24 protein-coding genes are annotated in these 26,788 nt (G+C 70.2%); 4 read left to right on the top strand and 20 right to left on the bottom strand.

Features of this window, described 5'->3' with window-relative positions:
• On the bottom strand, nt 1–673 hold a 673-nt coding region (locus ACIQ6S_RS12610; protein ID WP_397608666.1), incomplete at its 3' end, for an aminotransferase class I/II-fold pyridoxal phosphate-dependent enzyme.
• Nucleotides 674–814: 141 nt separating this feature from the next.
• Here ACIQ6S_RS12610 and ACIQ6S_RS12605 point away from each other — a divergent pair.
• A complete protein-coding gene (locus tag ACIQ6S_RS12605; RefSeq protein WP_397572788.1) occupies nt 815–1,549 on the top strand; it encodes a response regulator transcription factor in 735 nt (244 codons plus the stop codon).
• Between the two features lie 54 nt (nt 1,550–1,603).
• On the opposite strand, the gene ACIQ6S_RS12600 is transcribed toward ACIQ6S_RS12605, so the two are convergent.
• Genes ACIQ6S_RS12600 through ACIQ6S_RS12580 form a run of 5 tightly spaced genes read right to left on the bottom strand, consistent with a single transcriptional unit; the run spans nt 1,604 to nt 7,730 of the window.
• On the bottom strand, nt 1,604–2,998 hold the full coding sequence (locus ACIQ6S_RS12600) for a hypothetical protein (RefSeq protein WP_397608665.1): 1,395 nt from the start codon (nt 2,996–2,998) through the stop codon (nt 1,604–1,606).
• Nucleotides 2,999–3,433, bottom strand: a complete 435-nt coding sequence (locus ACIQ6S_RS12595) for an N-acetyltransferase (protein ID WP_298338515.1) — start codon at nt 3,431–3,433, stop codon at nt 2,999–3,001.
• Between the two features lie 34 nt (nt 3,434–3,467).
• Nucleotides 3,468–4,490 carry an L-threonine 3-dehydrogenase gene (tdh, locus tag ACIQ6S_RS12590; protein WP_397608668.1) on the bottom strand — a complete coding sequence of 341 codons (1,023 nt, stop codon included), beginning with the start codon at nt 4,488–4,490 and terminating at the stop codon, nt 3,468–3,470.
• Nucleotides 4,491–4,539: 49 nt separating this feature from the next.
• Complete coding sequence (locus ACIQ6S_RS12585; RefSeq protein WP_397608664.1) at nt 4,540–6,561, bottom strand: putative bifunctional diguanylate cyclase/phosphodiesterase; 2,022 nt, start codon at nt 6,559–6,561, stop codon at nt 4,540–4,542.
• Between the two features lie 8 nt (nt 6,562–6,569).
• A complete protein-coding gene (locus ACIQ6S_RS12580; protein WP_397608663.1) occupies nt 6,570–7,730 on the bottom strand; it encodes an autotransporter domain-containing protein in 1,161 nt (386 codons plus the stop codon).
• Between the two features lie 193 nt (nt 7,731–7,923).
• Here ACIQ6S_RS12580 and ACIQ6S_RS12575 point away from each other — a divergent pair, with 193 nt between their 5' ends.
• Nucleotides 7,924–10,107, top strand: a complete 2,184-nt coding sequence (locus ACIQ6S_RS12575) for a S46 family peptidase (protein WP_397608662.1) — start codon at nt 7,924–7,926, stop codon at nt 10,105–10,107.
• A 115-nt stretch (nt 10,108–10,222) separates the two neighbouring features.
• A complete protein-coding gene (locus tag ACIQ6S_RS12570) occupies nt 10,223–11,635 on the top strand; it encodes an MBL fold metallo-hydrolase RNA specificity domain-containing protein (RefSeq protein WP_397608661.1) in 1,413 nt (470 codons plus the stop codon).
• A gap of 10 nt (nt 11,636–11,645) precedes the next feature.
• Here the strand turns inward: ACIQ6S_RS12570 and ACIQ6S_RS12565 are convergent, their stop codons facing one another.
• The 3 genes from ACIQ6S_RS12565 to ACIQ6S_RS12555 are packed head-to-tail and all read right to left on the bottom strand — an operon-like array spanning nt 11,646 to nt 14,209.
• Nucleotides 11,646–12,320 (bottom strand): PilZ domain-containing protein, encoded by a 675-nt coding sequence (locus ACIQ6S_RS12565; RefSeq protein ID WP_397608660.1) that lies wholly within the window; start codon nt 12,318–12,320, stop codon nt 11,646–11,648.
• A gap of 25 nt (nt 12,321–12,345) precedes the next feature.
• Nucleotides 12,346–13,431 carry a dihydroorotase gene (gene pyrC / locus ACIQ6S_RS12560; RefSeq protein ID WP_397608659.1) on the bottom strand — a complete coding sequence of 362 codons (1,086 nt, stop codon included), beginning with the start codon at nt 13,429–13,431 and terminating at the stop codon, nt 12,346–12,348.
• 34 nt (nt 13,432–13,465) lie between these two features.
• Nucleotides 13,466–14,209 (bottom strand): SGNH/GDSL hydrolase family protein, encoded by a 744-nt coding sequence (locus ACIQ6S_RS12555; protein WP_397608658.1) that lies wholly within the window; start codon nt 14,207–14,209, stop codon nt 13,466–13,468.
• 124 nt (nt 14,210–14,333) lie between these two features.
• On the opposite strand from ACIQ6S_RS12555, the gene ACIQ6S_RS12550 reads away from it, so the two are divergent.
• Nucleotides 14,334–15,068 carry a superoxide dismutase gene (locus ACIQ6S_RS12550; RefSeq protein WP_397608657.1) on the top strand — a complete coding sequence of 245 codons (735 nt, stop codon included), beginning with the start codon at nt 14,334–14,336 and terminating at the stop codon, nt 15,066–15,068.
• Between the two features lie 16 nt (nt 15,069–15,084).
• Here ACIQ6S_RS12550 and ACIQ6S_RS12545 read toward each other — a convergent pair whose 3' ends face one another.
• The 11 genes from ACIQ6S_RS12545 to trxA all read right to left on the bottom strand — a co-directional run bounded on the left by ACIQ6S_RS12545 (nt 15,085) and on the right by trxA (nt 26,761).
• Nucleotides 15,085–16,413, bottom strand: a complete 1,329-nt coding sequence (locus ACIQ6S_RS12545) for a hypothetical protein (RefSeq protein ID WP_397608656.1) — start codon at nt 16,411–16,413, stop codon at nt 15,085–15,087.
• 72 nt (nt 16,414–16,485) lie between these two features.
• The gene (locus ACIQ6S_RS12540) at nt 16,486–17,121 is read right to left on the bottom strand and encodes a DJ-1/PfpI family protein (protein ID WP_397608655.1); all 636 of its coding nucleotides are present in this window, start codon (nt 17,119–17,121) and stop codon (nt 16,486–16,488) included.
• Nucleotides 17,118–17,906, bottom strand: coding sequence for an SDR family oxidoreductase (locus ACIQ6S_RS12535; RefSeq protein ID WP_397608654.1), 789 nt, complete (start codon nt 17,904–17,906; stop codon nt 17,118–17,120). The genes ACIQ6S_RS12540 and ACIQ6S_RS12535 overlap by 4 nt, the downstream gene beginning before the upstream one ends.
• Nucleotides 17,907–17,933: 27 nt before the next feature.
• Entirely contained in the window at nt 17,934–19,757 is a 1,824-nt protein-coding gene (locus ACIQ6S_RS12530; RefSeq protein WP_397608653.1) for a DUF885 domain-containing protein, read from the bottom strand.
• Between the two features lie 86 nt (nt 19,758–19,843).
• On the bottom strand, nt 19,844–20,365 hold the full coding sequence (locus ACIQ6S_RS12525; protein ID WP_397608652.1) for a TlpA family protein disulfide reductase: 522 nt from the start codon (nt 20,363–20,365) through the stop codon (nt 19,844–19,846).
• Nucleotides 20,366–20,368: 3 nt separating this feature from the next.
• The gene (locus tag ACIQ6S_RS12520; RefSeq protein WP_397608667.1) at nt 20,369–21,097 is read right to left on the bottom strand and encodes a queuosine precursor transporter; all 729 of its coding nucleotides are present in this window, start codon (nt 21,095–21,097) and stop codon (nt 20,369–20,371) included.
• Nucleotides 21,098–21,132: 35 nt separating this feature from the next.
• The gene (locus tag ACIQ6S_RS12515; RefSeq protein ID WP_397608651.1) at nt 21,133–21,780 is read right to left on the bottom strand and encodes a DUF502 domain-containing protein; all 648 of its coding nucleotides are present in this window, start codon (nt 21,778–21,780) and stop codon (nt 21,133–21,135) included.
• An 18-nt stretch (nt 21,781–21,798) separates the two neighbouring features.
• Entirely contained in the window at nt 21,799–24,156 is a 2,358-nt protein-coding gene (locus ACIQ6S_RS12510) for a protein kinase (RefSeq protein ID WP_397608650.1), read from the bottom strand.
• A gap of 85 nt (nt 24,157–24,241) precedes the next feature.
• The gene (locus ACIQ6S_RS12505) at nt 24,242–24,757 is read right to left on the bottom strand and encodes a DUF4442 domain-containing protein (protein ID WP_397608649.1); all 516 of its coding nucleotides are present in this window, start codon (nt 24,755–24,757) and stop codon (nt 24,242–24,244) included.
• A gap of 62 nt (nt 24,758–24,819) precedes the next feature.
• Nucleotides 24,820–25,842: a hypothetical protein gene (locus ACIQ6S_RS12500; RefSeq protein ID WP_397608648.1), complete on the bottom strand. Its 1,023-nt coding sequence runs from the start codon at nt 25,840–25,842 to the stop codon at nt 24,820–24,822.
• A gap of 7 nt (nt 25,843–25,849) precedes the next feature.
• Entirely contained in the window at nt 25,850–26,761 is a 912-nt protein-coding gene (trxA, locus tag ACIQ6S_RS12495) for a thioredoxin (RefSeq protein WP_397608647.1), read from the bottom strand.
• Between the last annotated feature and the right edge of the window lie 27 nt (nt 26,762–26,788).

Raw genomic sequence — 26,788 nt, 5'->3', positions numbered from 1 at the left:
CGCCGAGGAAGCCGGTGGCGTGGCATTCGTCGCTGTGGACCATCGCGCCGGACTTCGCGGCCAGCGCGGTGATCTCATCCAGCGGCGCGATGAAGCCGTCCATCGAGAACACGCCGTCGGTGGTGATCAGGATGTCGCGCACGCCGTCGGCGCGGGCCTGCTTCAGCTGCGCCTCGAGGTCGGCCATGTCGCAGTTGGCGTAGCGGTAGCGCTTGGCCTTGCACAGGCGCACGCCGTCGATGATCGAGGCATGGTTCAGGCTGTCGGAGATGATCGCGTCCTGTTCGCCCAGCAGCGGCTCGAACAGGCCGCCGTTGGCGTCGAAGCAGGCGGCATAGAGGATGGTGTCCTCGGTGCCGAAGAACTCGGCGATCTTTGCCTCCAGCTGCTTGTGAAGATCCTGGGTACCGCAGATGAATCGCACCGAGGCCATGCCGAAGCCGTGGGTGTCGAGGGCCGCCTTGGCCGAGGCGATCACGTCCGGGTGGTCGGCCAGGCCCAGGTAGTTGTTCGCACAAAAGTTCAGCACCTTGCGGCCGTCTTCCAGCGCAATCTCGGCCGACTGGGGGCTGGTGATGACCCGTTCCGCCTTGAACAGGCCGGCGGCGCGGATCTCGGCCAGCTCGGCGGCATAGCGGGTGAGGGCGGGGGTGACGGGGGTGTTCGGGGCCATGGCGATCGGGGTACACGGGGCGGGGGCGGCATTATGGACCCGGGCCGGGATGTCTTCCGTTGTCCTCCGGCGCTTGACACAATTCACACTTGTAAAACATGTTGCGGAACCGGACTTCCCGATCCGGTCACCCAGGGGACCATGTCGCGCACTCTGCAAATCGGACTCGTCGAAGACGATCCCACCCAGGCCAAGATCATCTCCACGATGATCGAGAACTCGGGCATGGATTGCCTTCACTACGGCACCGAGCTCGATTTCCGCCGCCGCATGGGGCCGGAATCGATCGACCTCCTGCTGCTCGACTGGAACCTGCCCGGGGTTTCGGGCCTCGACCTGCTGCGCGAACTCCGCCAGACCAATGCGACGCTGCCGGTGATCTTCCTGACCGGCAACGATCAGGAATCCGACATCGTCACCGGCCTGCAGGCCGGCGCCGACGACTACATCGTGAAGCCGGCGCGCGCCGCCGAGCTGGTGGCGCGGATCAAGTCGGCCATGCGCCGCGCCGCGCCGCTCAGCAACGCCAACATCATCGAAGACGTCGAGCCCTTCGGCTTTGATCTCGACCGCCGCCGCCTCACCCTGCACGGCGAGCAGATCGAGCTCACCGACCGCGAATTCGACCTGCTGGTGTTCCTGTTCCAGCGTCGTGGCAAGGTGGTTTCGCGCGAAACCCTGCTTTCGCAGGTGTGGCGCGTCGGCCCGAACGTGGCCACGCGCAGCATCGACACCTATGTGAGCCGTCTGCGCAAGCGCCTCGGCCTGCAGGGCGACAGCGAATGGCGCCTCGAGGGCATCTACCAGCACGGTTACCGCTTGGTGCGCAGCAGCAACGACGATCCGGCGGACGTCCCCGAAGCCGACGTCGGCTGAGGCCTCGGAGGGAGGCTCCGCGCGATGCCGACGGTTCGGCATCGCGCCCCCGGCTCAATACCCCGCGTCGAAGCTCGGCTGCCGCACGCTGAATTCGCGCGCAGGCCCGATCGACTGCTCCACCACCGCCCAACCCTCCGCCAGCAGCGCGGCGCGCGCGCGCGGGCTGGCGTCCCGCGAGAGCAGCAAGCGCTTGTCGGCCACCCTCGCCAGTGCCGGGTCGGCGAAGAAGTCGGCTGTTTCCGGCGTCCACTGAAGCAGGTCGACGGGCAGGGCCAGCCACAACCGCTCCTCGCCATCGCGCAGCACGAGGGCTTCGCCGAAGATCTCGAAACGCGTCGGGAAGCGCGGCCGTGCCGCCACCATCAGCTGCAGCGCATCGACGACGAAGCGGGCCTCGGCCTCGCGCTGCACGCTCGCAGCCAGGCCCAGGAAGAACTCGCAACCTCCTTGCGGCGCCAGCTCCAGCAGCGCATCCACCGCCTGTGTCTGCAGCGTCGGGCTGTAGCGCGAATTGTCGAAGAAGGCGTCCTGCACGTCGGTATGGCAGGCCAGGGGCGCGAGGCGCGCCACGTTCCAGGCTTCGACCTCTTCCGGCGGTTTTTCCCACACCATGCGGTGGATGCGACCGCTTTCGCCCAACACCGTGCCGGCGGCACCGCCGACCTGTCCGAGGCCGAAACCCACGCCGCGCCGACCGACGAGGGCCGACCAGGCGAGCCGGTCCATCTCGGCGCCGAGCCACGGGTTCGTGGAGTAGGGGTCGATGCCCAGCTCGCGGCCGAGTTCGCGTCGCGCCGCGTTGTAGCCCAGCCAGCGTTTGCCGAGCTTCAGCGCGACCCCGCCGCCCTTCTGCCACCAGGGTTCCGGCTCCGGCGGCAGCGGCTCCGCGTCGCGCGGGCGCAGGCTGGCGTCGAACAGGGCTTCGTCGGAGACCGCCTCGACCGCGCGCTCGCCCAAGTCGGAGGCTTGCCGGCCATAGCGCGACGCACGCCGACCGAACACGCGCAGCATGCCGGCCGGCAGGCCGATGACGCTCTCCACCGGGCGGGTGACCACGCCGGCCAGCGCCGAGCCGGTCTGCACCAGCGAAGAGGCCGCCGCGCGGCCCGCGGTGCCGGCCGCGCCCTGCGCGCGCAGGCGGCGCACGACCTCCATCTCGACGGCGCGGATCTCGAGCAGATCGAGGCTTTCGACGCGGAGCTCCGCGGGCTCGATGTCCTCCAGGCCGGGCCCGTGGGGCTGCAGCACGAACTGCGCCATGCCGCCGACGATGGTCGCGCAGGGCGAGGCGCTGAAATCCTCGGCACCGAGCAGGGTGGGCGAGGCCAGGGCCGAGGCGGGGACGGCATCCGGGCCGCAATCCCCGGGGGACGCGTGGGCACCGGCATGGACGAACAGCAGGCCCGCTGCCAGCCAGGCGCGGGGTTCACGGAGAAGCGAAGGCATTCAGTCGAAGCGTTTTTCGAGGTAGTAGCGGGTGTAACCGGGCGGATTGTCCGCCTGCTGGCCGAACTGCCGATAACCGAGCCGCTCGTAGAAGCCCAGCGCCTGGAACTCGATGGTCTCGAGGTACACGCCGAGCGCCCCGCGCTGCCGCGCCCAGTGTTCGGCCTGGTCGAGCAGCTGCATGCCGATGCCGGTGCGCCGGCGCTCCGGCAAGACGGCCAGCATGTCGACGTGCAGCCATCCCAGCCCGTACTGGCCGGCCAGCCCGCCGACGAGATCGTCCTCGGCGTCCAGCGCGGTGATCACCATCGGCAGCCAGTCCGGGCGGCCGATGAAGCGCGCGTTGTAGTCGCGAAGCATCTCGCGGATGGCGAGGGCCTTCTCGCCGTCGAGGTCGGGGTCGACGGCGATGCGGACGCTGGAGGCGGAGCACATGGGCGTGGCCTCGTGGGGAGGGGGATGCCGCGGGTCAGTTCCAGCTGCAGACGACCTTGCCGCAGATGCCGGCATCCATCAGGTCGAAGCCGCGCTGGAAATCGTCGATGTGGATCTGGTGCGTCAGCACCTTCTGCAGCGGGAAGCCGGTGAGCACCATCTGCGTCATCTTGTACCAGGTCTCGTACATGCGCCGGCCATAGATGCCCTGCACCGTGAGCCCCTTGAAGATGATCCTGTCCCAATCCACGCCGGTGCCCTTCGGAAGGATGCCGAGCAGTGCGATCTTGCCGCCGTGGTACATGCAATCGAGCATGTCGTTGAAGGCGCGCGGGTTGCCCGACATCTCGAGGCCCACGTCGAAGCCCTCCATGTGGAGGTCCTTCATGACGTCCTTGAGGTTCTGGTTCGCGACATTCACCACGCGGGTGGCGCCCATGTCGGCGGCCAGCTTCAGGCGATAGTCGTTGACGTCGGTGACCACGACGTTGCGCGCGCCGATGTGCTTGCAGATGCCGGCGGCGATGATGCCGATGGGGCCGGCGCCGGTGATCAGCACGTCCTCGCCGATGACGTCGAACTCCAGCGCGCAGTGCGCGGCGTTGCCGTAGGGGTCGAAGAACGCGGCCAGCTCGCTCGGGATCTGGTCGGGGATCGGCCAAAGATTCGATGCCGGCATCGCGATGTACTCGGCGAACGCACCGGCGCGGTTCACGCCGATGCCGACCGTGTGCGGGCACAGGTGCTGCTTGCCGGCGCGGCAGTTACGGCAGACGCCGCAGACGATGTGGCCCTCGGCCGAGACGCGGTCGCCGACCTTGTAGCCGGTGACGCCGTTCCCGAGTTCAACGATGCGGCCGACGAATTCATGGCCGATGACGAGGCCCGGCGTGATGGTGCGCTGGCTCCACTCGTCCCACTTGTAGATGTGCAGGTCGGTGCCGCAGATGGCGGTCTTCTCGAGCTTGATCAGCACCTCGTTGGGGCCGATCTGCGGGACCGGCACCTCCTCCATCCAGATGCCTTTCTCAGCGTGGCGCTTCACGAGCGCCTTCATCATCATGCCCATCGCGTGCTCCCGGGGCCCTCGGCCCGAAGGGCGCCGATTATACCGGCGCGTCTCCGCCCTCGCGGTGAGCGTCCGGGCCCGGCGGGGCGATCTGCTGGCCGTCGGGCCAGCGGACCGCCGGGCGATGGAACAACCAGCCCTGCACCTTGGCGAAGCCCTGGGCCTGGCAAAAGGCGAATTGTTCCGGCGTCTCCACGCCCTCCGCCACCACGTCCAAGCCGAGCGAGCGGCCGAGCACGCCGATGGCCGCGGCGATGGAGTTGCCGAACCGGTCGCCGCTGCCGATGAAGCTGCGGTCGATCTTCAGCCGGTCGGCGCGCAGCTCGCGGAGGTGCGACAGCGAGGAATAGCCGGTGCCGAGGTCGTCGAGGGCGATGCGCACGCCGAGGGCGCGCAGCGCATCGACGATGTCGCGGGCGCGGGCGAGGTCGTGCATCGCGGCCGATTCAGTGATCTCCAGTTCCAGCAGGGCGGGCGGCAGCCGGTTGCGCCGCAACTGCGCCTCGACGGCCGCGGGCAGGCCGGAATCGAGCACGGAGGCCGCGGACAGGTTCAGCGCCACGGGCACCTCCGGCAGCCCGGCCTCCTGGCGCTCGCGCAGGTGGCGGCAGACGCGGTCGAGCACCCAGCGGTCGATGTCGCCCATCAGCCCGCCGCGCTCGGCAGCCGGCAGGAAACGGCCGGGCGGCAGAACGCCCTGCACCGGGTGCTTCCAGCGCAGCAGGGCTTCCACGCCGTCGAGATGGCCCGTGGCCACGTCGAAGATGCCCTGGTACTCGAGGAAGAGCTGGTCTTCGCCGATGGCGCGGTAGAGCGCGCCGACGATCTCGACCTCGTCGGCGTCGGAGCGCGCCTGCTCGGGCTCGAAGCGCAGCATGTGCATGCCGGCGGCTTCGGCCTTCTCCTGCGCAAGGCAGGCGCAGGCCAGCAGGCTCTCGACGCTCTCGCGCTGCTGGCGGACGGCGTAGCCGAAGCTCACGCCGACCGGATGGCCGAGGCCTTGGGCGACGGATTCGACCTCGCGGCGGCGGGCCAGCACTTCGGCGTCGGCCAGCGAACCGTCAGCGGTGATGGCGATCGCGAGGCGGTCGCTGTCGATGCGGCCGATCGCGAGGAAGTGGTAGCTTCGCCCCGCGACCAGGGCCTCGCCGACGCGCTGCAGCGCCTCGCGCGCCCAGGCAGAGCCGAGCGTGCGTTCCAGCATCGGGTAGCGCTGCAGGTGCACGGTCATCAGTGTGAGGGGAGCGCCGCCCGCGGCCCCCTGGTCGATGCGCCGGAGGAAGCCGTGCCGGTTCGGCAGGCCCGTGTCCTCGTCGAAGTGCGCCATGCGTTCGGCGGTGAGCGTCTTGGCTTCGGCCATCGCCTGGGTGCGCTCCTGCACCCACACCAGCATCGCGATGGCGAGGGCCATCACGCCGACGAGGCAGAACAGCTGCAGCCACACCGTCACCTCCGCGCCCCAGGCCTGCCAGTCGCGCACGAGGGTGGTCACGGTGTTCACGCCGTTGCTGGCGGCGAGGATCGACAGCGACCCCACCACCAGCCATTGCCCGAGCGTGCGGCCGCTGTCGGGCCGGTGTCGCGCCATCAGCACCACGAGGGCGGCGTAGGCCAGGGTCGTGATCAGTGAGCGGACACCGACGCGCAGCGTGGTGCGCAGTTCCGCACCGGCCGCGTCGAAGGCCCCGGGCCAGGCGAGCGCGACGCCGACGACGACCGCTGCCGCGATGCTCAGGCGGAAGGTCCCGCGGCGCAGCCCCTGCCGGAACACGGTGAGGTACAGCGCGATGCCGAGGAACACGAGATGGATGATCGATGCGGACTGCGAGGCCGCGCTCACCAGCGTGCGCGTCAGGACCCACTGCGGCCCTTGGCCCGCCAGCCAGAAGGAAAGCATGGACAGGGCGTGGAAGGTGCCCAGCGCCGCGAAGCTGGTGGCGAGGATGCGGCGCGACATCCGCAGCCGGTTGCCGCCCATCTGCGCCGCCACCGCCGCCATCGCGAAGGCGATGACCGCCTGCGTGATGTTGAGGAAAACCAGGATCTCGCTGCTCTCCATCGACGGACTCAGCGCTCGATGCGGAAGCCGACGGCGAGCTGGCGCTCGCGCAGGAAGCGGTGGCCGAGCCGATGGCGGGTTTCGACGAAGAACGAGCGGCCGCCGGTGCGGACCCAGGTCAGCCCGAGGGCGACGTCGATCCACTGGTCATCGGGTTCTTCGGTGGCGAACCGGACCGGCGTGCCGCGCGCATCGTCGAGGAAGCGCACGCCCAGGGTGCGCGAGGGGTCGTCGAGCTCGCGGATGGCGGTGACGCGCGCGCTCGGCACCCAGACGCCGGAGGGGCGCGACATCGCGCCGGACACCATGGCATCGAGTTGGACCCGACGGGTGCGGCGCTCGCGCCCCGGCACTGCCAGCGCCCATCCGGCGCCGCCCGATTCCGCGTAAGGCGCGATGCGGACGCGCGAATCGTCGATGCCGAGCCCGCTGTCGATCGAGATCGCGCCGAAGCTGTCGTTCCGGCGGACGGACAGCGCCGCGCCGCGCCGACGGGTGTCCGTGCGTGCGCGGGCTTCGCTGTCGATGGATTCCCCGCCGGGCAGGGCGTAGCGCACGCGGCGCCGGCTTTCGAGGCGGCCCTCGCTCCAGTCCGCCTGCGCCTCGAGGCGCCAGGTCGTCGAAGGCATCCACGCCGCGACCAGCAGCGGGCCATCGACCCGGGCGTCGAGTCGGCCGTCCGAGGCGGTGTAGTCCAGCGTTTCGCGCAGGGACTGCCAGCCGCCGTCGAGGCTGAGCGTCGGCAACGGCTGCCAGCCCGCGCCCAGCAGCAGGCCGGTCCGTCCGGCCTCGAAACCGGCTTCGATCCGGCCCTCGCGCCGGTCGAGGCCGCCATCGATCACGCTGGCCCAAGCGCTCCAGGGCTGCGCTGCATCGGCGTCGCGCGGCGCCGAAGCCTCCGAGCTACCGCGTTGCGTGTCGGCCACGCGCGCATGCCCGGGCAGTTCTCCGAGTCGCTGCGCTTGGGCCGCGCTCTCGAAGCCGCCCGACCCGACGGCACCCAGCGCCGCGCAGCGCAGGGCGAGGTCGCGAACCGCACCCGCGCAGATCGTGGGCAGCGCGGCACGGAGGGCATCGCTGGGGCTGGGCGCGGTCTGGGCCCGTGCCTGTGGCAGGAGGGCCGTTGCGACCAGCAGGCTTGCAAGGACGCTTTGGCCGCCGATTCCCATCGCCTTGCTCCGTTCTGTCGAGCGGACACAGTAGAGACCTTGGCGCAGCGGCGGAAGTCGCCGACGGCCACGCCGCGTGAAATCGCACCCCCGACTTCCGGCAGGGGGGAGGGGGGAGGGGGCGGGCTAGACTCGGGAAGTTTCGTTCGCAAGCATTCCGCTGCGCCTAATTGTCCGAACCGGGGAACCCCTCATGCGTCGACTTCCGCTTGCCGCCGCCGTCGCGGCCACGCTCATCGCTTCCGCCGCCACCGCCCGTGAGGGCATGTGGGTGCCGCAGCAGCTGCCCGAGATTGCCGGGCCGCTGAAGGACGCCGGCCTCGAGCTCTCGCCCGAGCAGCTCGCCAACCTGACTGGCGACCCGATGGGCGCCGTCGTCGCACTGGGCGGCTGCACCGCGAGCTTCGTCTCGCCGAACGGCCTCGTCGCCACCAATCATCACTGCGCCTACGGCGCCATCCAGCTGAACTCGACGCCCGAGAAGAACCTGATGGCGACGGGCTTCAACGCCGCGACGCCGGCCGACGAGGTCTCGGCCGGCCCGAACGCGCGCGTGTTCGTGATGGACCAGATCACCGACGTCACCGCCGACATGCGCGCCGCGATCGCCGGCGCCGCGGATGGCCTCGCGCGCCAGAACGCGCTGGAGGCCAAGCAGAAGGCGCTGATCGCCGCCTGCGAAAGCGAAGCCGGCTTCCGCTGCACGCTGTACTCGTTCTTCGGCGGCCAGACCTTCCGCTTGTTCCGCCAGATGGAGATCAAGGACGTGCGCCTCGCCTACGCGCCGCCGTCCTCGATCGGCAACTACGGCGGCGAGATCGACAACTGGATGTGGCCGCGCCACACCGGCGACTTCACCTTCTATCGCGCCTACGTGGGCCCGGACGGCAAGCCGGCCGCGTTCTCGAAGGACAACGTGCCCTACCAGCCGAAGCACTGGCTGAAGCTGGCCGACCAGCCGCTCCAGGCCGGTGATTTCGTGATGGTGGCGGGCTATCCCGGCCAGACCAACCGCTACGCCCTGTTCGACGAGTTCCAGAACGTCGCTGGCTGGCAGTACCCGGTGGTGGGCCAGCACCTGAAGAACGTCGTCGCCCTCGTCGAGGCGGCGGGCAAGGCCGACAAGGACGTGGAGGTGAAGTACGCCGCCACGATCCGCGGCTGGCAGAACGCGATGAAGAACTGGGACGGCCAGCTGGAAGGCTTCCAGCGCATCGACGCGCTGGCCACCAAGCAGGCCGAGGAGCAGGCCGTGCTCGACTGGCTGCGTGCCGGCGCCGCCGGTGCGGAGGGCCTCGATGCGAAGGCGACCCTCGACGCGCACGCCGCGCTTGAAGCCCTCGCCGCCAAGGCCCGCGAGACGCGCGAGCGCGATCTCGTGCTGGGCCAGGTGGCCAACGCCGGCCTGCTGGGCAGCGTGCGCCAGCTCTACCGCCTCGCGCTCGAGAAGGCGAAGCCGGACCTCGAACGCGCGCCGGGCTTCCAGCAGCGCGACCTGCCGGGCATCGAAGGCGGCCAGCGCCAGCTGGAGCGTCGCTACGCCCGCAGCATGGAGATGCAGCTGATGGCTTACTGGCTGGGCCACTACGCCAAGCTGCCGGCCGCGCAGCGCGTACAGGTTCTTGATGCCATCGTCGGTGACGGCAGCGAGGCGGCGATCAAGGCCGGCCTCGACAAGCTCTACTCGGGCACCCAGCTCGAAGGCACCGATGCGCGCCTCGCCCTGCTGACGGCCGACAAGGCCGCGTTGGAGGCCAGCGCCGACCCGATGCTGAAGCTGGCCGTCGCCCTGCACCCGACGATGCTCGCCATGGAAAACGAGGCGAAGTCGCGCGGTGGTGACAGCCTGCTGCATCGCCCGGCCTTCCTCGCCGCCGTGCAGGCCTATCGCAAGTCGAAGGGCGGCCATGTCTACCCGGACGCCAACCTCAGCCTGCGCATCACCTTCGGCAACGTGACCGGCTACACCCCGCGCGACGGCGTGGCCTACACGCCGTTCACCACGCTCGAGGGCCTCGCGGCCAAGGCGACCGGCACCGAGCCCTTCGACGCGCCACTGGTGCAGCTCGACGCCATCCGCGAGCGCCGCCACGGCAACCGCGCCGATGCCGCGTTGGGCACCGTGCCGGTGAACTTCCTCTCCGACCTCGACATCACCGGCGGCAACTCCGGTTCCCCGGTGATGGATGCGCGTGGCCGCCTCGTCGGCCTCGCCTTCGACGGCAACTGGGAATCGGTGAGCTCGAACTGGGTGTTCGACCCGAAGATGACGCGCATGATCGCCGTCGATTCGCGATACATGATGTGGACGATGGAGCACGCCTACCCGGCGCCGCAGTTCGTCAAGGAGCTCGAGGACGCCGCCAAGGCGCGCTGAGCCGCAAGCGCCCGGCGTGCCCTTCGGGGCATGCCCGGGGCCTCGCACCGGGGGCGGCCGCAAGGCCGCCTTCGTCGTTTCCGGCTACGCTCGGGGCATCGAAAGGAGAAAGCGCATGCGGGTGATCTTCCACGGTGCTGCAGGCGAAGTGACGGGCTCCTGCCATGAGGTCGAAGCGGCCGGCCATCGCCTGCTGCTGGATTGCGGCCTGATCCAGGGCAGCCGCGCCGACGAGGCGCGCAACCGCGAGGATTTCGGCTTCGATTCCGAGGCCATCGATGCGGTGGTGCTGAGCCATGCGCACATCGACCACTGCGGCCGACTGCCGCTGCTGGTGAAGCGCGGCTTCCGCGGGCCGATCTGGACCCAGCGCGCCACCGCCGACCTGCTGAAGGTGATGCTGGAGGATTCGGCGAAGCTCGCGCAGGCCGATGCCGAGCGCGCGCGTCGCCGATTGCACGAGGGCCGCGGCGGTCGCGATGACGAGGAGGAGCTCGAGCCGCTGTACACGCTCGACGACGTCACGAGGACGCTCAAGCACGTGCGCGCGATCGACTACGACGCGCCGACTGCGCTGTTCCCCGGCCTCGTTCTGACGCTGCGCGATGCCGGCCACATCCTCGGCTCGGCCAGCGTCGAGCTGGTCGAGACCGCCGCGGATGGCACGCGCCGGACTCTCGTGTTCTCTGGCGACCTCGGGCCCAACGGCACGCCGATCCTGCGCGACGCCGCGCCGGTGCCGCACGCCGACCTGCTTCTGCTGGAGGCCACCTACGGCGGCCGCCTGCACCGCGAGCGCGCAGCCACCGTGACCGAACTCGGCGAGATCTTCCACGAGGCGTGGCGCGACCGCGGCAACGTCATCATCCCGGCCTTCGCCGTCGGTCGCACGCAGGAGCTGCTCTACGCCTTCGCGCAGCACTTCGAAGAATGGGGCCTCGGCCGCTGGCAGATCTTCCTCGATAGCCCGATGGCCACCAAGGTGCTCGCTGTCTACGAACGGCACGCGGAGCTCTTCGACGAGGAAGCGGCGCGCGTCTTCGCGACGACGCCCCATCCGCTGCGGCTGAAGAACCTGCACCTCACCGACAGCACGGAGGAGTCGATGGCCATCAATCGCATCGACAGCGGGGCCATCATCATCGCCGGCTCGGGCATGGCCAACGGCGGCCGCGTGCGCCACCACCTGCGCCATCGCCTGCCGTTCGAGCGCAACCACGTCGTGTTCGTTGGTTACCAGGCGCAGGGCACCTTGGGCCGACGCCTCGTGGACGGCGCGGCCTACGTGCGCGTGCTGGGCAGCGAGGTGCCCGTGCGGGCGAAGCGGCACACGGTGGGCGGGCTTTCGGCGCACGCCGACCAGGCCGGGCTGTTGGACTGGTACGGCAGCGTCGGTGGCCGCCCGGACACCTTGCTGGTGCATGGCGAAGACGACGCCCGCGAGGCCCTGGCGCGCGAACTGCGCCGCCGCTTCGACGCCGATGTCGAACTGGCGCTGCCCGACATGGCACGCACGGTGGGCCGCTGAGCCGCGAACCTCAGGCCGCGTCGAGCGTGTCGGCGATGTCCCTGAGGTAGATCGAGAGCACGAGTCGCTCCGTCTTCGGCAGCGCGCGGAAGCTCAGCCCCAAGCGCTCGCGGCTGGGTGCCTCCATGGCGCGGCGATGGCAGATCACCGCCTCGGTGGTGATCTGCGTCTTCTCGCCGTCGGCATCGACGACGAAGCTGATGCGCAGCGTGTCGCCCACGTCGCCCATGGGATGCAGGGTTTCCACCAGCGCTCCCGAAGCGCTGAGGTCGAGCACCGAGGCCGCCTGCGTTTCGCCTTTCGCGCTGACGGGCGCGAGCTGGGCCGGCAGCAGGGTGCGCACCCGCAGGGCCTGGCGAACCAGGCGCGCCTGCACGGCCTCCGGCCACGCCAGCAGGGCGTAGACGAAGGGGGCGTCGAACGTTCCGACGGCCTGCGTTTCGAACTGGAAGTCGTACTGGCCAGTGAACCCCTGGACGCCGTAGCGCGCCCCGGTGGCGACCGGCGCCATCTTCTGCCCGGGCATCGGCGCGAGCATCAGCCCCTTGCCCTCGATGGCTGCGCAGAACTGCCACTCCTGGGCGATGCCGGCGTCGCCGATGCGCCAGGTCTGCAGCAGGGTCTTGGGACGCAGGCGCAACTGTCGGAGAGGGATGGCGCTGTTGTTGGAGGCGTCTGCGGGCATCGGAGGGTCCGGGGTGGGGGAGGGCTCAGGCGGGGCCGAGGAAGCGCCACGCCATGGTTTCACCGGCGGCCAGGGGCACGAGCGTCTGCGTGCCGTAGGGCAGGGCCGACGGAATCACGTTGGCTTCCTTGCGCAGCTGGACGCGCGAGGCGTGCCGCGGCAGGCGGTAGAAATCCGGGCCGAAGTGGCTGGCGAAGCCTTCGAGCCGATCCAGCGCACCGGCGGCCTCGAACGCACTCGCGTACAGCTCCATGGCGTGCAGCGCGGTGTAGCAGCCGGCGCAGCCGCAGTCGGATTCCTTGTCCCCTTTGGCATGCGGCGCGGAATCGGTGCCGAGGAAGAAGCGCGCGCTGCCGGAACTGGCCGCGGCGACGAGCGCTTGGCGATGCACCTCGCGCTTCAGCACCGGCAGGCAGTAGTAGTGCGGGCGGATGCCGCCGGTGAAGATGGCATTGCGGTTGTAGAGCAGGTGGTGCGCGGTGATGGTGGCGGCGATGTCGCCCTCGGCGCCCGCGACGTAATCGGCGGCGTCCTTGGTGGTGATGTGCTCGAACACCACGCGCAGGCCGGGGAAATCGCGTCGCAGCGGGATCAGTTTCTCGTCGATGAAGACCTTCTCGCGGTCGAACACGTCGATGTCGCGGTCGGTCACTTCGCCGTGGATGGCGAGCACCATGCCCACCTCCTGCATCGCCTCGAGCGCCTTGTACGTGTGCTTGAGATCGGTGACGCCGGAATCCGAGTTGGTCGTCGCACCGGCCGGATAGAGCTTCACCGCATGCACGAAGCCGCTGTCCTTTGCACGGCGGATCTCCTCGCCCGGCGTTTTGTCGGTGAGGTAGAGCGTCATCAGTGGGTCGAAATCCGAGCCTGCGGGGCGCGCGGCGAGGATGCGCTGGCGGTAGGCCGCGGCCAGCGCCGTCGTCGTCACTGGCGGCTTCAGGTTCGGCATCACGATGGCGCGGCCGAACTGCGCGGCGGTGTCCGGCAGCACCGCCTTCAACGCCTCGCCGTCGCGCAGGTGCAGGTGCCAGTCGTCCGGACGGGTGATCGTGAGCGTGGTGCCGTCGGGCACCGAGGCGGGCTGGGTGAAATGGTGGGCGAGGGTCATGGGATGGGCAGCGAAGGCAGCAGGGCCGAGGCCGCTAGTCTGCCATCGCCGTCAAGGGCGCCGGTTGCCAGCGTGCCGCAAGGCGTCGCGCCAGCACCGCAGCCCAGGCGCCTTGCGTCGCGGCATTGGCGTGGTAGCCGTCGGGGGCGAACTCGTCGGCGCGCGGCACGTAGGTGGTGGGCTCGTGCAGCACGCCCGGTTGTCGCGCCGCCACCCCGGCAGCGAGCGCATCCAGGGTTTGCGCGCGAAGTCCGGCCGCGTAGCGCAGCGGCTGGGGCAGCAGCGGGAAATGCTGCATGCGCGGCAAGCCGCAGAGCAGCACGGTGGCGTGCGGCGCACGCGACTGCAGGCCCTCCACGAGGTCGACGAGGCGTTGTTCGAAAGCTTCGCTGCGCGTAAGCCCGGACACATCGTTCACGCCCACCGAGACCAGCACGAGGTCCCACGGTCCCGCGGGTACCTCGGGAAGCAGCGTTTCGCCCAACTCGCGCACGCAGGCGCCGGTGCGGCCGAGTGCACGCCAGCGCACCTCGCGTTCGAACACTTGGGCCAGCTCGCGGCTGAAGTGGCCGGTGAGGGCGTACTCAAGGCTGGGGCAGCCCACGCCGTCGATCACCGAATCACCGATCGCCAGCAGGTGCAGCGGCGGGCCGTCGCCGACGCGCCCTTCGCGCGGCCCGGGGGCAGGCGCGAATCGTGGTGCCGTACGCTTCAGGCGCAGGCCTTGCGGTGCGGCGAGGGGCATCAATCCCCAGAACAGGGCGCGTTTCCAGAGCATGGCGGGGCGGGCAGGGGGGAGAAACCGGAGTATGGCCGGGGCGGTGCCCATGCGGCGCGCGGCGTGACGCCCCGCCGACGGCGCGCCGGCCACCATGGCAGTCCCGAAATCCGCTGGAACCGCCATGCGCCTCGCTCCCATCGCCCTTGCCCTCGGTCTCGCCATCGCTCTGCCGGTCGCCGCACAGGCGCCCGCCGCGCCGGCCACGGCCGCCGCACCCGTGGCGCAGGGCCCCTACGCGCTGCCGCCGCTGCCCTACGCCGCGAACGCGCTGGAGCCGGCGATCGATGCCGAAACCATGACGATCCATCACCAGCGCCACCACGGCGCGCAGGTGAATGGCCTGAACCAGCTGGCCGCCACCGTGCCGGAGTTGAAGGAAGGCGCCATCGAGCCGCTGCTGGCGCGCGTGTCGACCCTGCCGCCCGGCGTGCGCAACAACCTCGGAGGCCACTACAACCACAGCCTGTTCTGGACGGTGATGGCGCCGGCGGGGCAGGGCGGCGAACCCTCGGGCGAGCTGGCGGCGGCGATCACGCAGGGCTTCGGCTCGATGGACGCGATGAAGCAGCAGTTCTCGCAGGCCGCGGCCACGCGTTTCGGCTCGGGCTGGGCGTGGCTCATCGTCAAGGCCGACGGCACGCTGGCCATCACCAGCACCCCGAACCAGGACAACCCGCTGATGGACGTGGCCGAGCTGCGCGGCACGCCGGTGCTCGGGCTGGACGTGTGGGAACACGCCTACTACCTGAAGTACCGCAACGTCCGTGGCGATTACATCGCGGCTTGGTGGGACGTGGTGAACTGGAATGAGGTGAACCGGCGCTACGCGGCCGCGCGCGCCGCCACGGCGCCCTGAGCCGAGCGCGAGGCCCTCAGCGCCAGAACGGGATGCGCCACGGGAGGTCGTCGTCGCCCGTGGCGTTGTCGTCGAGCTTCCGCTGCGATTCGGGCTGGTCGATCTCGAGCAGGAAGGGCCCGGTGCGTTTAGCCCGCACGTCGATCATCACCTGGAAGCCGCGGCGATCGTGCCGCGCATCCTCGCTCCACCACCAGAGGGCATCGACGGGCTGACCATCCAAGCGGATGGGCTGCGAGGCGGCGAGGCAGTCGAGCACGGCACGGCTGGCCGCGGAATCGGCGAGCCAGCGCTCGCGCGACTTCGGCGCGCAGCGCGCCAGCGCGGCGTCGTGCCACTCCGGCACATAGGGAATCCAGAGCTTCGCGTAGGGGCCGGTGAGCACCTCGCTGGCGAGCGCGGGGGCGTTATGGCTCTCTCCGACGCGTTGGCGGTCGAGGTAGTGCGCGGCGCGCAGCGTGCCGGCATCGCCGCCGTGCAGGCCAGGGAAATCGCCGTCGAGCAGGCCGCCGATGCCGCGGTTCTGCAGCACCGGCACCAGCAGGGCCACCAGGATGACGCTGGTCACGATGGCCGCGATGGCGAACTGGGCCCGCCATCCCCGCTTCACCCCGGCCACGCGGTAGGTGGCCATTGTCGTGCCGAGGTTGCGGTCCGCCGTGAATCCCGCCAGCGCATAGCCCCGCAGGACCGGCATCACCCAGCGCGGTGCCGCTCGGCCGTGTTTGCCAGCATGGTTGTCGACCATCGTGGCGAGCATCAACGGCACGATCCACAGGGCCAGGAAGGCGAAATTGATGGGGACAAGGTGCTTGTCGAGCCCAAGGCCCTTCGCGAAGGCATACGCCAGCAGGAAAAGCGCGCCGAGCGTCAGGGTGAGCCCCGTCATCATCTTGGCCAGCCCGAGTGCCGCACCGAACACCAGCGTGGCGGCGTCGTCGAGCGCCGCGATCCGCTGGGGCAGGGCATCGAGGGCCTCGCCGAGCAGGGCGCGCTGCGCCGGCCCGAGGTTCTCGTTCTCTCGCAGCCGGCCTTCCGGATCCACCGATCGCAGCCCGACCAGCGACACCCAAGCGGCGCGCAGCAGCAGATGCACGAGGAAGCCGAGCGCGAGCCCGAGCACGGCGCCCTGCACGTACAAGCCCAGCGGGCTGACGATGCCCCCCAGGTCGCTCGGCAGTCGTTCGAACAGCCAGAAGACAGCGACGTTGAGTTCGGCGTAGGCCTGGAACAGCGCGAAGACGGTCGCGCCGGAGAGCAGGGTCTCCATCTCCCAGGTCGGGGTGGTGCGCTGGGGCAGTGTGTCGCCGGTGTCGTTCGCGGCGGGCGAAGGGGTCTGGGTCATGGGCCGGGGGTTCCAAATTCGTTGGAACGCTGCCACGCCGCGACGATCCGGGCAATCACGCCCACCTCGCGTTCAAGACTCGGGAAGGCGGCGCGCGTCGCTTTCCGGCCACGGGTACTCCATGTGTGCGGCGGTAGCGCGCGCGAGGTCCTCCCCGAAGTCGGCTTCGATGAGCTTCAGCGAGAGGTCGATGCCGGCGCTGATGCCCGCGGAGGTGGCGACGCGGCCGTCGACGACCCAATGCCGCTCGCGCTGCACCTGCACCGACGGCCAGTCCCGCGCCATCCAGTCGAGGCTCTTCCAGTGCGTGGTGGCCCGCACGCCATCGAGTTGCCCGGCTTCCGCGAGCAGCAGGCTGCCCGTGCACACCGACGCCAACCGGCGCGGCTGCGGCGCAGCCCGGCGAAGCCAAGCGAGGAAGGCGGCGTCCTGCAGCAGCGGCCGCACGCCGTAGCCGCCGGGCACCAGCAGCGTGTCGAGCGCGGCCGGGTCGAGTTCGGCGATGGTCGTGTCGGGTTGCACCTTCAGCCCGCCGCGGCAGTGCACGAGGCCTGGCTGCACACCGGCCACGATCACCTCGTACGGCGACGCCGAATCGCGGCGCGTGGCTTCGTCGAGTCGCAGCGCCGAGAGCACCTCGAAGGGCCCGGCGAAGTCGAGCACCTCGACCTCGTCGAACACAACGATGGCGATGCGGGGCCGGCTCACGCGTCCTCGCGCGTGGGAGCCGCGGCAGCGCCGGCCAGCAGGCCGCCGTCGACGTTGAATTCGGCACCGGTGATGTACGTGGCTTCATCGGAGGCCAGCAGGACGGCAAGCGCCGCCACTTCCTCCGCCTGCCCGAAACGACGAAGCGGGGTGTCGGCCACGAAGGCGGCCATGCGCGCCTCGCGATCCGGGCCGTCGCCGAGCATCGGCTCCCACATCGGCGTCAGCACCGCGGCGGGTTGGATGACGTTGCAGCGGATGGCCGTGCCCTGCTCGGCGGCCCACAACGCCACGCTGCGGGAGTGGTTGCGGACGGCGCCCTTGGCCGAAGCGTAGGCGGCCGCGCCCGGAATACCGACCACGCCCGAGCGCGAGCCGATGTTGATGATGCTGCCACGCCCAGCGGGACGCATCGCCCGCAAGGCCTCGCGGCAGCCGAGGAATACGCCGTCCAGCGTGGTGCGGTGCACGCGCTGCCAATCGGCCAGCGCCACGTGGCAGGGGTCCTGCGGTGCGCTGCTCTCCTCGAAGCCGGTGATGCCCGCGTTGTTCACCAGCACGTCGAGGCGGGACTGCGCGGCGAGCACGCCCGCCACGACCGACGTCCAGTCGGCTTCCTCACGGACGTCGAGGCGCTCATAGCGTGCGCGTGCGCCGAGCGCGGCGGCGAGGGTGCGGCCCTCGTCGTCGCGCACGTCAGTCAGCCAGACCATCGCCCCTTCGGCCACGAAGGCGCGGGCGATGGCGGCACCGATGCCGCGCGCGGCACCGGTGACCAGGCACACCTTGCCCTCCAATCGGCCCAAGCGGATTCAGCCCTTGCGCGCCGCGATGAAGCGGTCGAGCTTCGCCTCCAGCACCGAAAGCGGCAGCGAGCCGTCCTCCAGCACTTCGGCGTGGAAGGCCTTGATGTCGAACGCGTCGCCGAGCGCTTCTTCCGCGCGCGCACGCAGTTCGAGGATCTTCAACTCGCCGATCTTGTAGGCGAGGGCTTGGCCCGGGATGGCGATGTAGCGCTCGGCCTCGGAGACGGCTTCGGTGTCGGTCGTGGCCGAATTGGCCTTCATGTAGGCGATGACCTGTTCGCGCGTCCAACCCTTGCTGTGCAGGCCGGTGTCGACGACGAGGCGGATGGCGCGCCAGATCTCGGCCTGCAAGCGCCCGAAGTACTGCTGCGGCGTGTCGTAGGCGCCGAGTTCCTTGCCCAGCGATTCGGCGTACAGGCCCCAGCCCTCGGCAAATGCCGTTTCGCCACCGAAGCGACGGAACATCGGCAGGCCGGTCAGTTCCTGCTGCAGCGCGATCTGGAAGTGGTGTCCGGGCACGGCTTCATGCAGGTAGAGCGCGTCGCGGTCCCAGTTCTTGCGGCTCGGCAGGTCGTGCGTGTTCACGTAGAACACGCCCGGGCGCGTGCCGTCCTGGCTCGGGCCCTGATAGCTGCCGCCGGCCGCGGAGGCGGCGCGGAAGGCTTCCACCGGGCGGATCTCGAAGCCGGCTTTCGGCACCAGCGAGAACATGTCCTTCGCACGCAGATCGATGCGCTCGCGCAGCGAGTTGTAGTCGGCGAGCAGCGCCGCTTCGGTCGGGTACTCGTACTCCTTCGCCGTCGTCATGTGGACGAAGAAGTCCTGCAGGCTGCCTTCGAAGCCCATCTGCTTCATCACGTCATGCATCTCGCCCTGGATGCGCGCCACTTCGGCGACGCCGATGTCGTGGATCTGCGCCGGCGTGAGGTCGGTCGTCGTCTGCACCTTGGCGAGGTAGGCATACCAGGCCTCGCCGTCCGGCAGCGCCGAGATGGCGACGGTGTCGCGGGTCTTGGGCAGGTACTCCTCGGCCACGAAGCGGCGCAGCTCGCGGTAGGCCGGCATCAGCTGCTCGGCGATCAGCGCGCGGTAGGCGGCCGTGAGGCGCTCCTTCTCCGCGGCGGGCATGTCGGCGGGCAGGTTGGCGATGGGGCGCCAGAACAGCGTGTCCTCGGGCTTGTCCTTGATCAGCGCGTCGAGCTGCGGGATCGCCTTCTGCATCAGCACGCGCGGCTGCACGACGCCGCTGGCCATGCCTTCGCGCATGTTGGCCTGCATCGTGGTGAACAGCACCGGCAGGCGCGAGGCGCGCTTCAGCCAATTGTCGTAGTCCTGCACGGTCTTGAAGGGCTGTGCGTTCGTGCCGGAACCGAGCTGCGCGAACAGCGCGGCGACGTTGCGGAACTGGTCGAGCGGCTGCTGCCAGCTCGGGAAGCGCTCACCTTCGATCTCGAGCTTCATCTCGCGCAGCAGGATCTCGGCGCTCAGGCGGCGCTGCGGCGAGAGGGCCTCGAGGTCGAGGGCCTCCACCCGGGCCAACCAGGCCTTGTTGAAGGCCGAGGCTTCGGCGCGGCTCTCGGCGCTGAAAAGGTCGGGCAGCTGGTCGTTGTAGCGGGCGTCGCCGACGAAGGTGGCACGCAGCGGCGAGAGCTTCAGCGAGGCTTCCCAGTACTCGGCGAACAGCGCGTCGGCGGCGGCATCCGCCGGCTGCACAGCCTCGCTGGCCGTCGTGGTCGCCGGTGCCGCGGGCGTCGATTGCGCGTGGGCAACGGCGGGCAGGCCGACGGCGAGGCTGATCGCCAGAGCGAGAGTGAGCGGGCGCAAGGGCAAGGCGGGAAACTCCGGCAGCGGTCGACACGTAGGGTCGGGGAACGCCGAGCTTCTGCCGATGTGAAGACGGCCGCATGGGCCTGAGGTCACGGTGCTGCGTGAGGAAGCGCGCCCTCGAGCCGCAAAGCGCGCTCCAGGCGCGCGCGGGCTTCGTCATTCCACGGGCCGGCATGCTCGAATCGCCACCGCGCGCGCTCGTCGCGCAGCACGACCGCGGGGAGCGTGGAGCGCGTGAGGTCCGCGGGCAGGACGGCGGCGCGTGGCACCCGGAGGCGGGCGGACCAGTCCTCGAGCGCCGCCGCGTCCGCCACCGGCCCCGTGCCCTCGCGAGTGAGCAGGTGCACCACGCGCAGCCCGCCGGGTAACGTGGAGCGAAGCGCCTTCCACTCCTCGATGCAGGCGCTGCAGGACGGCGCGCCGTACACCACGAGGAAGGGTTCGCCACGCAGCGGGGCGAAGTCGGGTTCGCCGCGCAGGCCCGGCGGTTCGTCGCCGTGCACCCACCACGCCAGCGCGAGCACCAGCCCGACGCCGACGAAGAAACCGGCGTTCAGCGTGAGGGTGCGCGTGCGCGGCTTGGGCCGTTCACCGGTGCGCGAGGCGCGCATGGGTCAGCCCTGCGCGGCGGCCATGCGCAGCTGCTCGGCGCGTTCGCGACCGAGCCACGCGGTGAAGGCGCGGCGCGCGAGGTAGATCAGCGGGATCAGCGCGATCGCCGCCGCGACCTTGTAGCCATAGTTCACCGTGCCCACCGCCAGCCACAGCGAAGTCGGCCAGACCTGCGGGCCGATCACGAAGGCGATGTAGAGCACGACGAAGCTGTCGATGAGCTGCGAGACGGCCGTCGAACCGGTGGCGCGCAGCCACACCCAGCGCTCGCCGGTCATTCGGCGGATGCGGACGAAGATCGCGATGTCGATGAACTGGCCGATGAGGAAAGCCACGGTCGAACCGAGGATCGACCACAGCCCCTGTCCGAAGATCGCCGCGAACGCCGCCTGCTGGTCGGGCACGCCATTGGCCTGCGCGGCACCCACCCACCAGCCGGCCGGCACCAGGGCAATGGCCGCGTAGGCAAAGGCGAAGGCGTAGAGGATCAGGCCGACCGACAGCAGGCTGATGAAGCGCACGCCGCGCCGGCCGTAGAACTCGTTGACGAGGTCGGTGAGCACGAAGATCAGCGGCCACACCAGCACGCCGGCGGTGAACGAGAGCGAGCCGCTCTGGCCGAAAAGCGACCATTCGAAGGGCGCGACGCCGAGCGTGTCTTCGAGCGCGAAGATCTTCACGCCGATCAGGTTCGCGAGCACCGCGTTGACGGCGAAGAAGGCCGCCAGCATCAGGAACAGCCGCGTCGCGCGGTCGTCGAGCAGGGTCACTGGCGCGGCCCCTCGAAGGGCACTTCCTTCGGTGCCACCGCACCGCCGGAGATGATGAAGGCCATCGCCTCGTCGAAGCTCCACTGCGTCGGGGTGAGACGGTCGACCGGCACGATCTCGAGGTAGCCCGAGGTCGGGTTCGGTGTGGTCGGCACGTACACGGCCGCGAGCTCGCGGCCGGTGCCTTCCTCGCGCAGCGTGCGGGTGACGAAGCCGACGGCCTTCATGTCGCGATGCGGGAAATCGATCAGCACGACGCGCTGGGCGCCACCTCCCGGCGGATGCTGCAGCAGGTCGAGGAGCTTGCGTGCGCTCGAGTAGACGACGTTGACCAGGGGCACGCGGGCGATCAGGCCTTCGGTCCAGCGCAGCAGGGTCTGGCCGACCACGCGGCGCGTCAGCGCGCCGACGCCGAGGATGATCAGCAACGTGCCGACGAGGGCCACCACCGGCAGCACCCAGGGGTGCGTGGCCCAGCCGAACACCTCCGGCTGCGCGCCGGCGAGGCCGTTGAGCAGGGGGCCCACCCAGGGCCGCGAGAGGTCGGAGAGCAGGGTGAACAGCAGGCTGATGACGAACCATGCCAGCCAGAGCGGCAGCAGGGTCAGTAGGCCGGTGAGGAACCAGGTGCGGAGATTGCGCATAGCGCCATCGTAGCGGGCTCAGCGTGGACGGCGGGGCGAGGCGTCCAGCAATTCGTCCAGCGAGACCTCGCGCACGAGGCGGAAGCCGAGGTCGTCCTGCCCGCGTTCGTCGCCCGCGGCCTGCGTCGCACCGGCACGCGCCTGCGCGGCATTCGTGCGCCAGCCGGCGCCCGCGGTCTGACGGCCGCCGGCCAGCCACTCACGGGCGTTGCCACCGATATCGACGAGCCCCAGCGACGAGGCCTTGCCGGCGCCCACCGGCACCGTGCCCTCGCGGCGGTCGCAATTCAGGCGGGTGCCGGCGCAATCACCCGCGGCGCCCTGGCTCAACTGGCTCCATTCGCCGGCCGTCGGCAGGCGATAGCGGACACCATCGCGCTGGCCGCGCCATTGCGCGTAGGCGTCGGCGTCGGCGGCGGTGACGCACACCGCCGGGTCGCGCGCGGTCTGGGCGAAGCCGGGATCACTCCAGGTGCGGCGCTCGAGGAAGCCACCGCGGCAGCGCGACACCGGCCGGCCGGTGGCCTGCACGAAGGCGAGGAAGTCGCCGCGGGTCACTTCCGTTTCCATCGCCGCGAGGCCCGGCCGGGCCTCGCTGGGCGCGGTGACCAGGCGCATCGCCGGCCCGCCGCCTTCGAGGCGGGCGCCCGGCCGCGGCAGCAACGCCACGCGGGCGGTGCGGATGGCGTCGGCGAAGCGCGCCTCGTCGAGGCCGTAGAGCGCGATCTCGTCGGTGGCGCGCTTCAGTTCGCGTGCGCTGCGCCGGGAGGCGGCGTCGGCCAAGCGGCGTTCGACGGCGGTGGCGCGCGCGTCGACCAGCGTCGTCCAAGCCGCGCTGTCCTTGAGGGCGGCCTGCTCAACGTAGCGCTGGGCGCGCTGCCACAGCGCGACCGCGTTGGCGTTGTCGTCGTCGTCGAGGGCCTTGTCGATCTGCGCGCCGAAAGCGGCGATGAGCGCGGCCTCCAGTCGGGGCAGGGCGGGATCGCGCGGGGCCAGGGTGCGCGCCGCCAGCAGGGACTCGATCGCGTTGTCGCCGGCTGGTGTGGATAGGCGCAGCCGCGCGATCTGCCGCTGCGCGGCGGCGAGTTCGCGCGCCGCCGGCACGCGCGGGTCGTAGGGCAGGGCCTGCGAGACAAAGGCGGCTGAAGCCGTCGGCGTCGGCGCGTTGTCGGCGCGATCCGCGGGAGCGGCCTCGGCCGAAGGGGGCGTGGGCGGCATCCCGGCCTCGGCGCCGGCCGGGGCTGGCGCAGCCCCCGCGGCAATCGCGACGGAGCCGATCGGGTCGTCAACCACGGTCGGTGCGCTGCCATCGATGGTGAGGAAATCCGGCGCCTGGTCGCGCGAGGCCATCCACCAGGCCGCACCGGCCGCGATCACCAGCGCCGCGGCACCCACGCCCAGCCAGCGTCCGGCGGGCCGTGACGTGGCGGGGCTTTCTCCAGTGGTGCGGCCCGGGGGCGTCGCGGCCGGTTCGGGCGCCGCTTCGCGGGCGGGGCCAAGCCGGTGCCGGCGCTCGAGTTCGTCGAGCGCGCTGAGCATCTGTTCGGCATTGCGGAAACGCTGCTCCTTCGTCTTCGCCATGGCCAGCGAGATGAAGGGCTGCCAATGCCGTCGGTTGCTCGGCAGGGGCGGTATCGGGTCGTGGGCGTGCATCACCGCCAATGCGAGGGCGTCATTGGCCTGGAAGGGCAGATGGCCGGTGACCATCTCGTAGGCCAGCACGCCAACGGCATACAGGTCGGCACGGCCGTCGACGTTGTCGCCGCGGGCCTGCTCCGGCGCCATGTAGGCGGCGCTGCCCACGGCGAAACCGACATTGGTGATGCGCGTCGAACTGCGGAAAGGGAGCGCGATGCCGAAATCCGCCAACACCGGGCGATCGGCGTTGTCGAACAGGACGTTCTCGGCCTTGACGTCGCGGTGCACGATGCCGCGGGTGTGGGCATAGCCCAGCGCGGAGAGCAGCGAGCGCAGCACGGCGATGATCCGCGGCTCGTCGTTGCGCAGGTCGCGCTGGCCGAGATGCCCCTTCGAGAGGTAGGGCATCACGTAGTACATCAGCCCCTGCGGCGAGCGGCCCACTTCGTAGATGCCGACGATGCAGGGGTGTTCGAGTTTCGCGATCGTCCGCGCTTCCTGCTCGAAGCGCTGCTTGCTGATCTCGTCGCGGAGGATCTCCGGCGCGGTGATCTTGATCGCCACCTGGCGATCGAGCGATTCCTGCACCGCGAGATAGACGAAGCTCATCCCGCCCTTGCCGATGCGCCGCATGACCCGATAGCCGGGGATGTCCGGCATCATCGAGGTCAGCAGGGCCGACAACTCCTCCGGCGACATCTCCTCGTCGGGCGACGGCGTGAAGCGCAGGATGGCCATGCGGGTCGGGCGGGGGGTATGGGCGGCCAGCTTCGCGCGTCGTCCGTGGCCTGTCCAGCAGGGAAACCGCGTGGATCCGCGTCGATCAGGGCCTTGGGGCGCTGCTGTCCTGCGGGCTGTGAGCGGCGTCACGTTCCGCGGCGGCCTCGCGGCGAACCCTCGGCTTCAGGCGTACGTACAGCTGCTTGCGCACCCGGGCCACCACGTCGCCTTCGGCATCGACCACCGGGCAGTCCATCCAGCGCAGCACCTTGCCGCCCCCGGCCGCCTCGGCGCGGAGCTCATCGAGCACAGCGTCGTTGAGGTCGAAGCGGCAGCGCACGGTGCCGCGGCCGGGCTTCACGAATTCGATCTCGCCGGCCTTGTCCCAGACCACGTAGTCATCGCCCAGCGCGCGCAGGGTAAGGATCATCCAGAACGGATCGGTCATCGCGAACAGCGAGCCGCCAAAGTGCGTGCCCACGTAGTTGCGGTTCCAAGGGCGCATCCGCAGTTCGACCTCGGCACTGCGCCAGTCGGCGCCGAGGTGCGTGACATGGATGCCGGACAGCAGGAACGGCGGCCAGACGTTGAAGAAGTGGCGGAGCAGGCGGGGCGGCATGCAGGAGATCGCGCAGCAGTAGGCGCGGCGATCATGCCATACGCATGCGTATGGAGGAAGGCTCAGGGAGGAGCGGGTTGGGGAGAGAGTGACGGTCCCGGAGTCTGCTGGGGATCGAGATCGAGCACGCTGGCGACCAGTTCCCCCAGCCCAACACCCAAGGTCTCATTGGCCGCCGACTCTCCGGCATCGGCGAAGTCAGCGCGAAGCGCGAAGTCGCGGAACACCGGCCAATTCGTCGCCAAGCCTTGGACGATCTGCCGCGCGAGGTCGTAGGCCAGTTCGGCCACCTGCTCGCCGGGCGAATGGAAGGCCTCACCCGACCAGAAGTCCGCGATGCGCTGCGGGTTCCAGAATGAGCGGTGGCGAGCTTGGCGCTCGGCCGCTTCGTAATCCAAGGAGGCGGCACAAAGCCGACGCTCGGTGTTGACCGCGATTCCTTCGTTGAGCCAGAGGGGCAAGGGCAGGTGCGACACGAGGCTGTGCGTCATCTCGTGCACGACCGTTGGTTCGATGTGCAGGAGGTCGTCACCGTGAGCGGCGAAATGGCCGCAGCCCTGGTTGATGTGAATGCCGGCGCTGCCGGCGTACTCGCCACCTTCCGGGTAGTAGCGGCTGATGTAGCGGTAGTAGTCGTCCTGCTCGGCGAATAGCAGGAACACGTCCTTGCCGAGGTCTGGCCGCTCGGCGAGACCGTCCAGCAGCCGGATCACCCGGCTGCGCGTCCGTCCGATGTGATCGATGACGACGCGTGCGCGACGGTCGTCGAGGTGGCTCAGGACGAACGCGTCGGCGCTCTCGTGGACGCGGTAGGGCGGGCCCAGAGCTTTCGCGAGATGCAGCACGAAGCTGCGTTCCGCATCCATCCAAGCGCTTGCGGACGCCGTATCGTCCTCGATGCCGGCTCGCCAAACGTCGAAGGCCTGCCAGTCGGGTGTGGGCAAGTCCTCCGCCCAGACCAGCGAGGCTTCGAAAGGAAACGAGGGGCCGTGACCGCCGCCGATGTCCCGCATCGCCATGTCCGCGGGGACGACGCTAAGCGTTGGCCGGAAATCCTTGCGTTGTCCGAACAGCCAGGCGAGCACGGCGGGCTCAGAACAGCACGGAGGCCATCTTCCGCCGGTAGGCGCCCACAAGGTCCTCGTCGTCCACCACGCGGAAGGCGTCGATCAGGGCCTTCTTCGGCAGGCCGTCCTCGTAGGCCCGGTTGCGCTTGAGCATTTCGAGGAACTGCACGAGGCCGGCTTCCGAATCACCCTCGACGATGCAGCGCGCCCCAAGAAGGTGGCGGGCGCGCAGGTCGTCGGGGTTCGCGGCGATGGCCTGTTCGAGCACCACAGCCGGCGGCGCGTCCTTCAGCAGGGCGGCGAAACCCAGTCGCGCGCGGGCCTTTACGGCGCGGTCGTCGGTGGCGAGGTTGGCGGGCAGGGCGTCGAGCAGCGTTTCCGCCTCGGCGGCGGCGCCGACTTTCAGCAGGGCCAGCACGAGGTCGAGCTTCAGCGCGCCGTCGTCCGGGGCTTCGGCCACGGCGTGGCGCAGGCGGATCACCTCGGCTTCCGGGTCGACCGGTGGCGCCTCGGCGGCCGCTTCCTCGGCCACAGGCTCGGCCGGCGAGATGCCGTGCTGGGTGAGGAAAGCCTTCAGCTGCCCCTCCGGCAGCGCGCCGGGGAAGCCGTCGACGATCTGGCCGCCCTTGAGCAGCATCACCGTCGGTACCGAACGAATCTGGAAATAGCCGGCGAGCTGCTGCTCCTTGTCCACATCGACCTTCGCCAGCAGGAAGGCCCCGTGGTACTCGGCGGCCAGCTTCTCGAGGATGGGGCCGAGCGTCTTGCAGGGGCCGCACCAGGTGGCCCAGAAGTCCACGAGCACCGGGACGTCCTTCGACTTCAGCAGCACCTCGGCCTCGAAGCGTTCCAGCGTCACGTCGAACACGTGCGGCGACGCGGCGTCGGCGGTGGGAGCGGAGGCAGGCGGCGTGCCGAAGGCGTCGAGGCGGATCATCGAAGTCTCACGAGGGAAAGGCGCAAG

Source organism: Silanimonas sp., from assembly GCF_044377035.1.
Lineage (GTDB): Bacteria > Pseudomonadota > Gammaproteobacteria > Xanthomonadales > Xanthomonadaceae > Silanimonas.
Note: the sequence above shows the minus strand (reverse complement) of the source record. Positions and strands in the feature narration are given on the sequence as shown.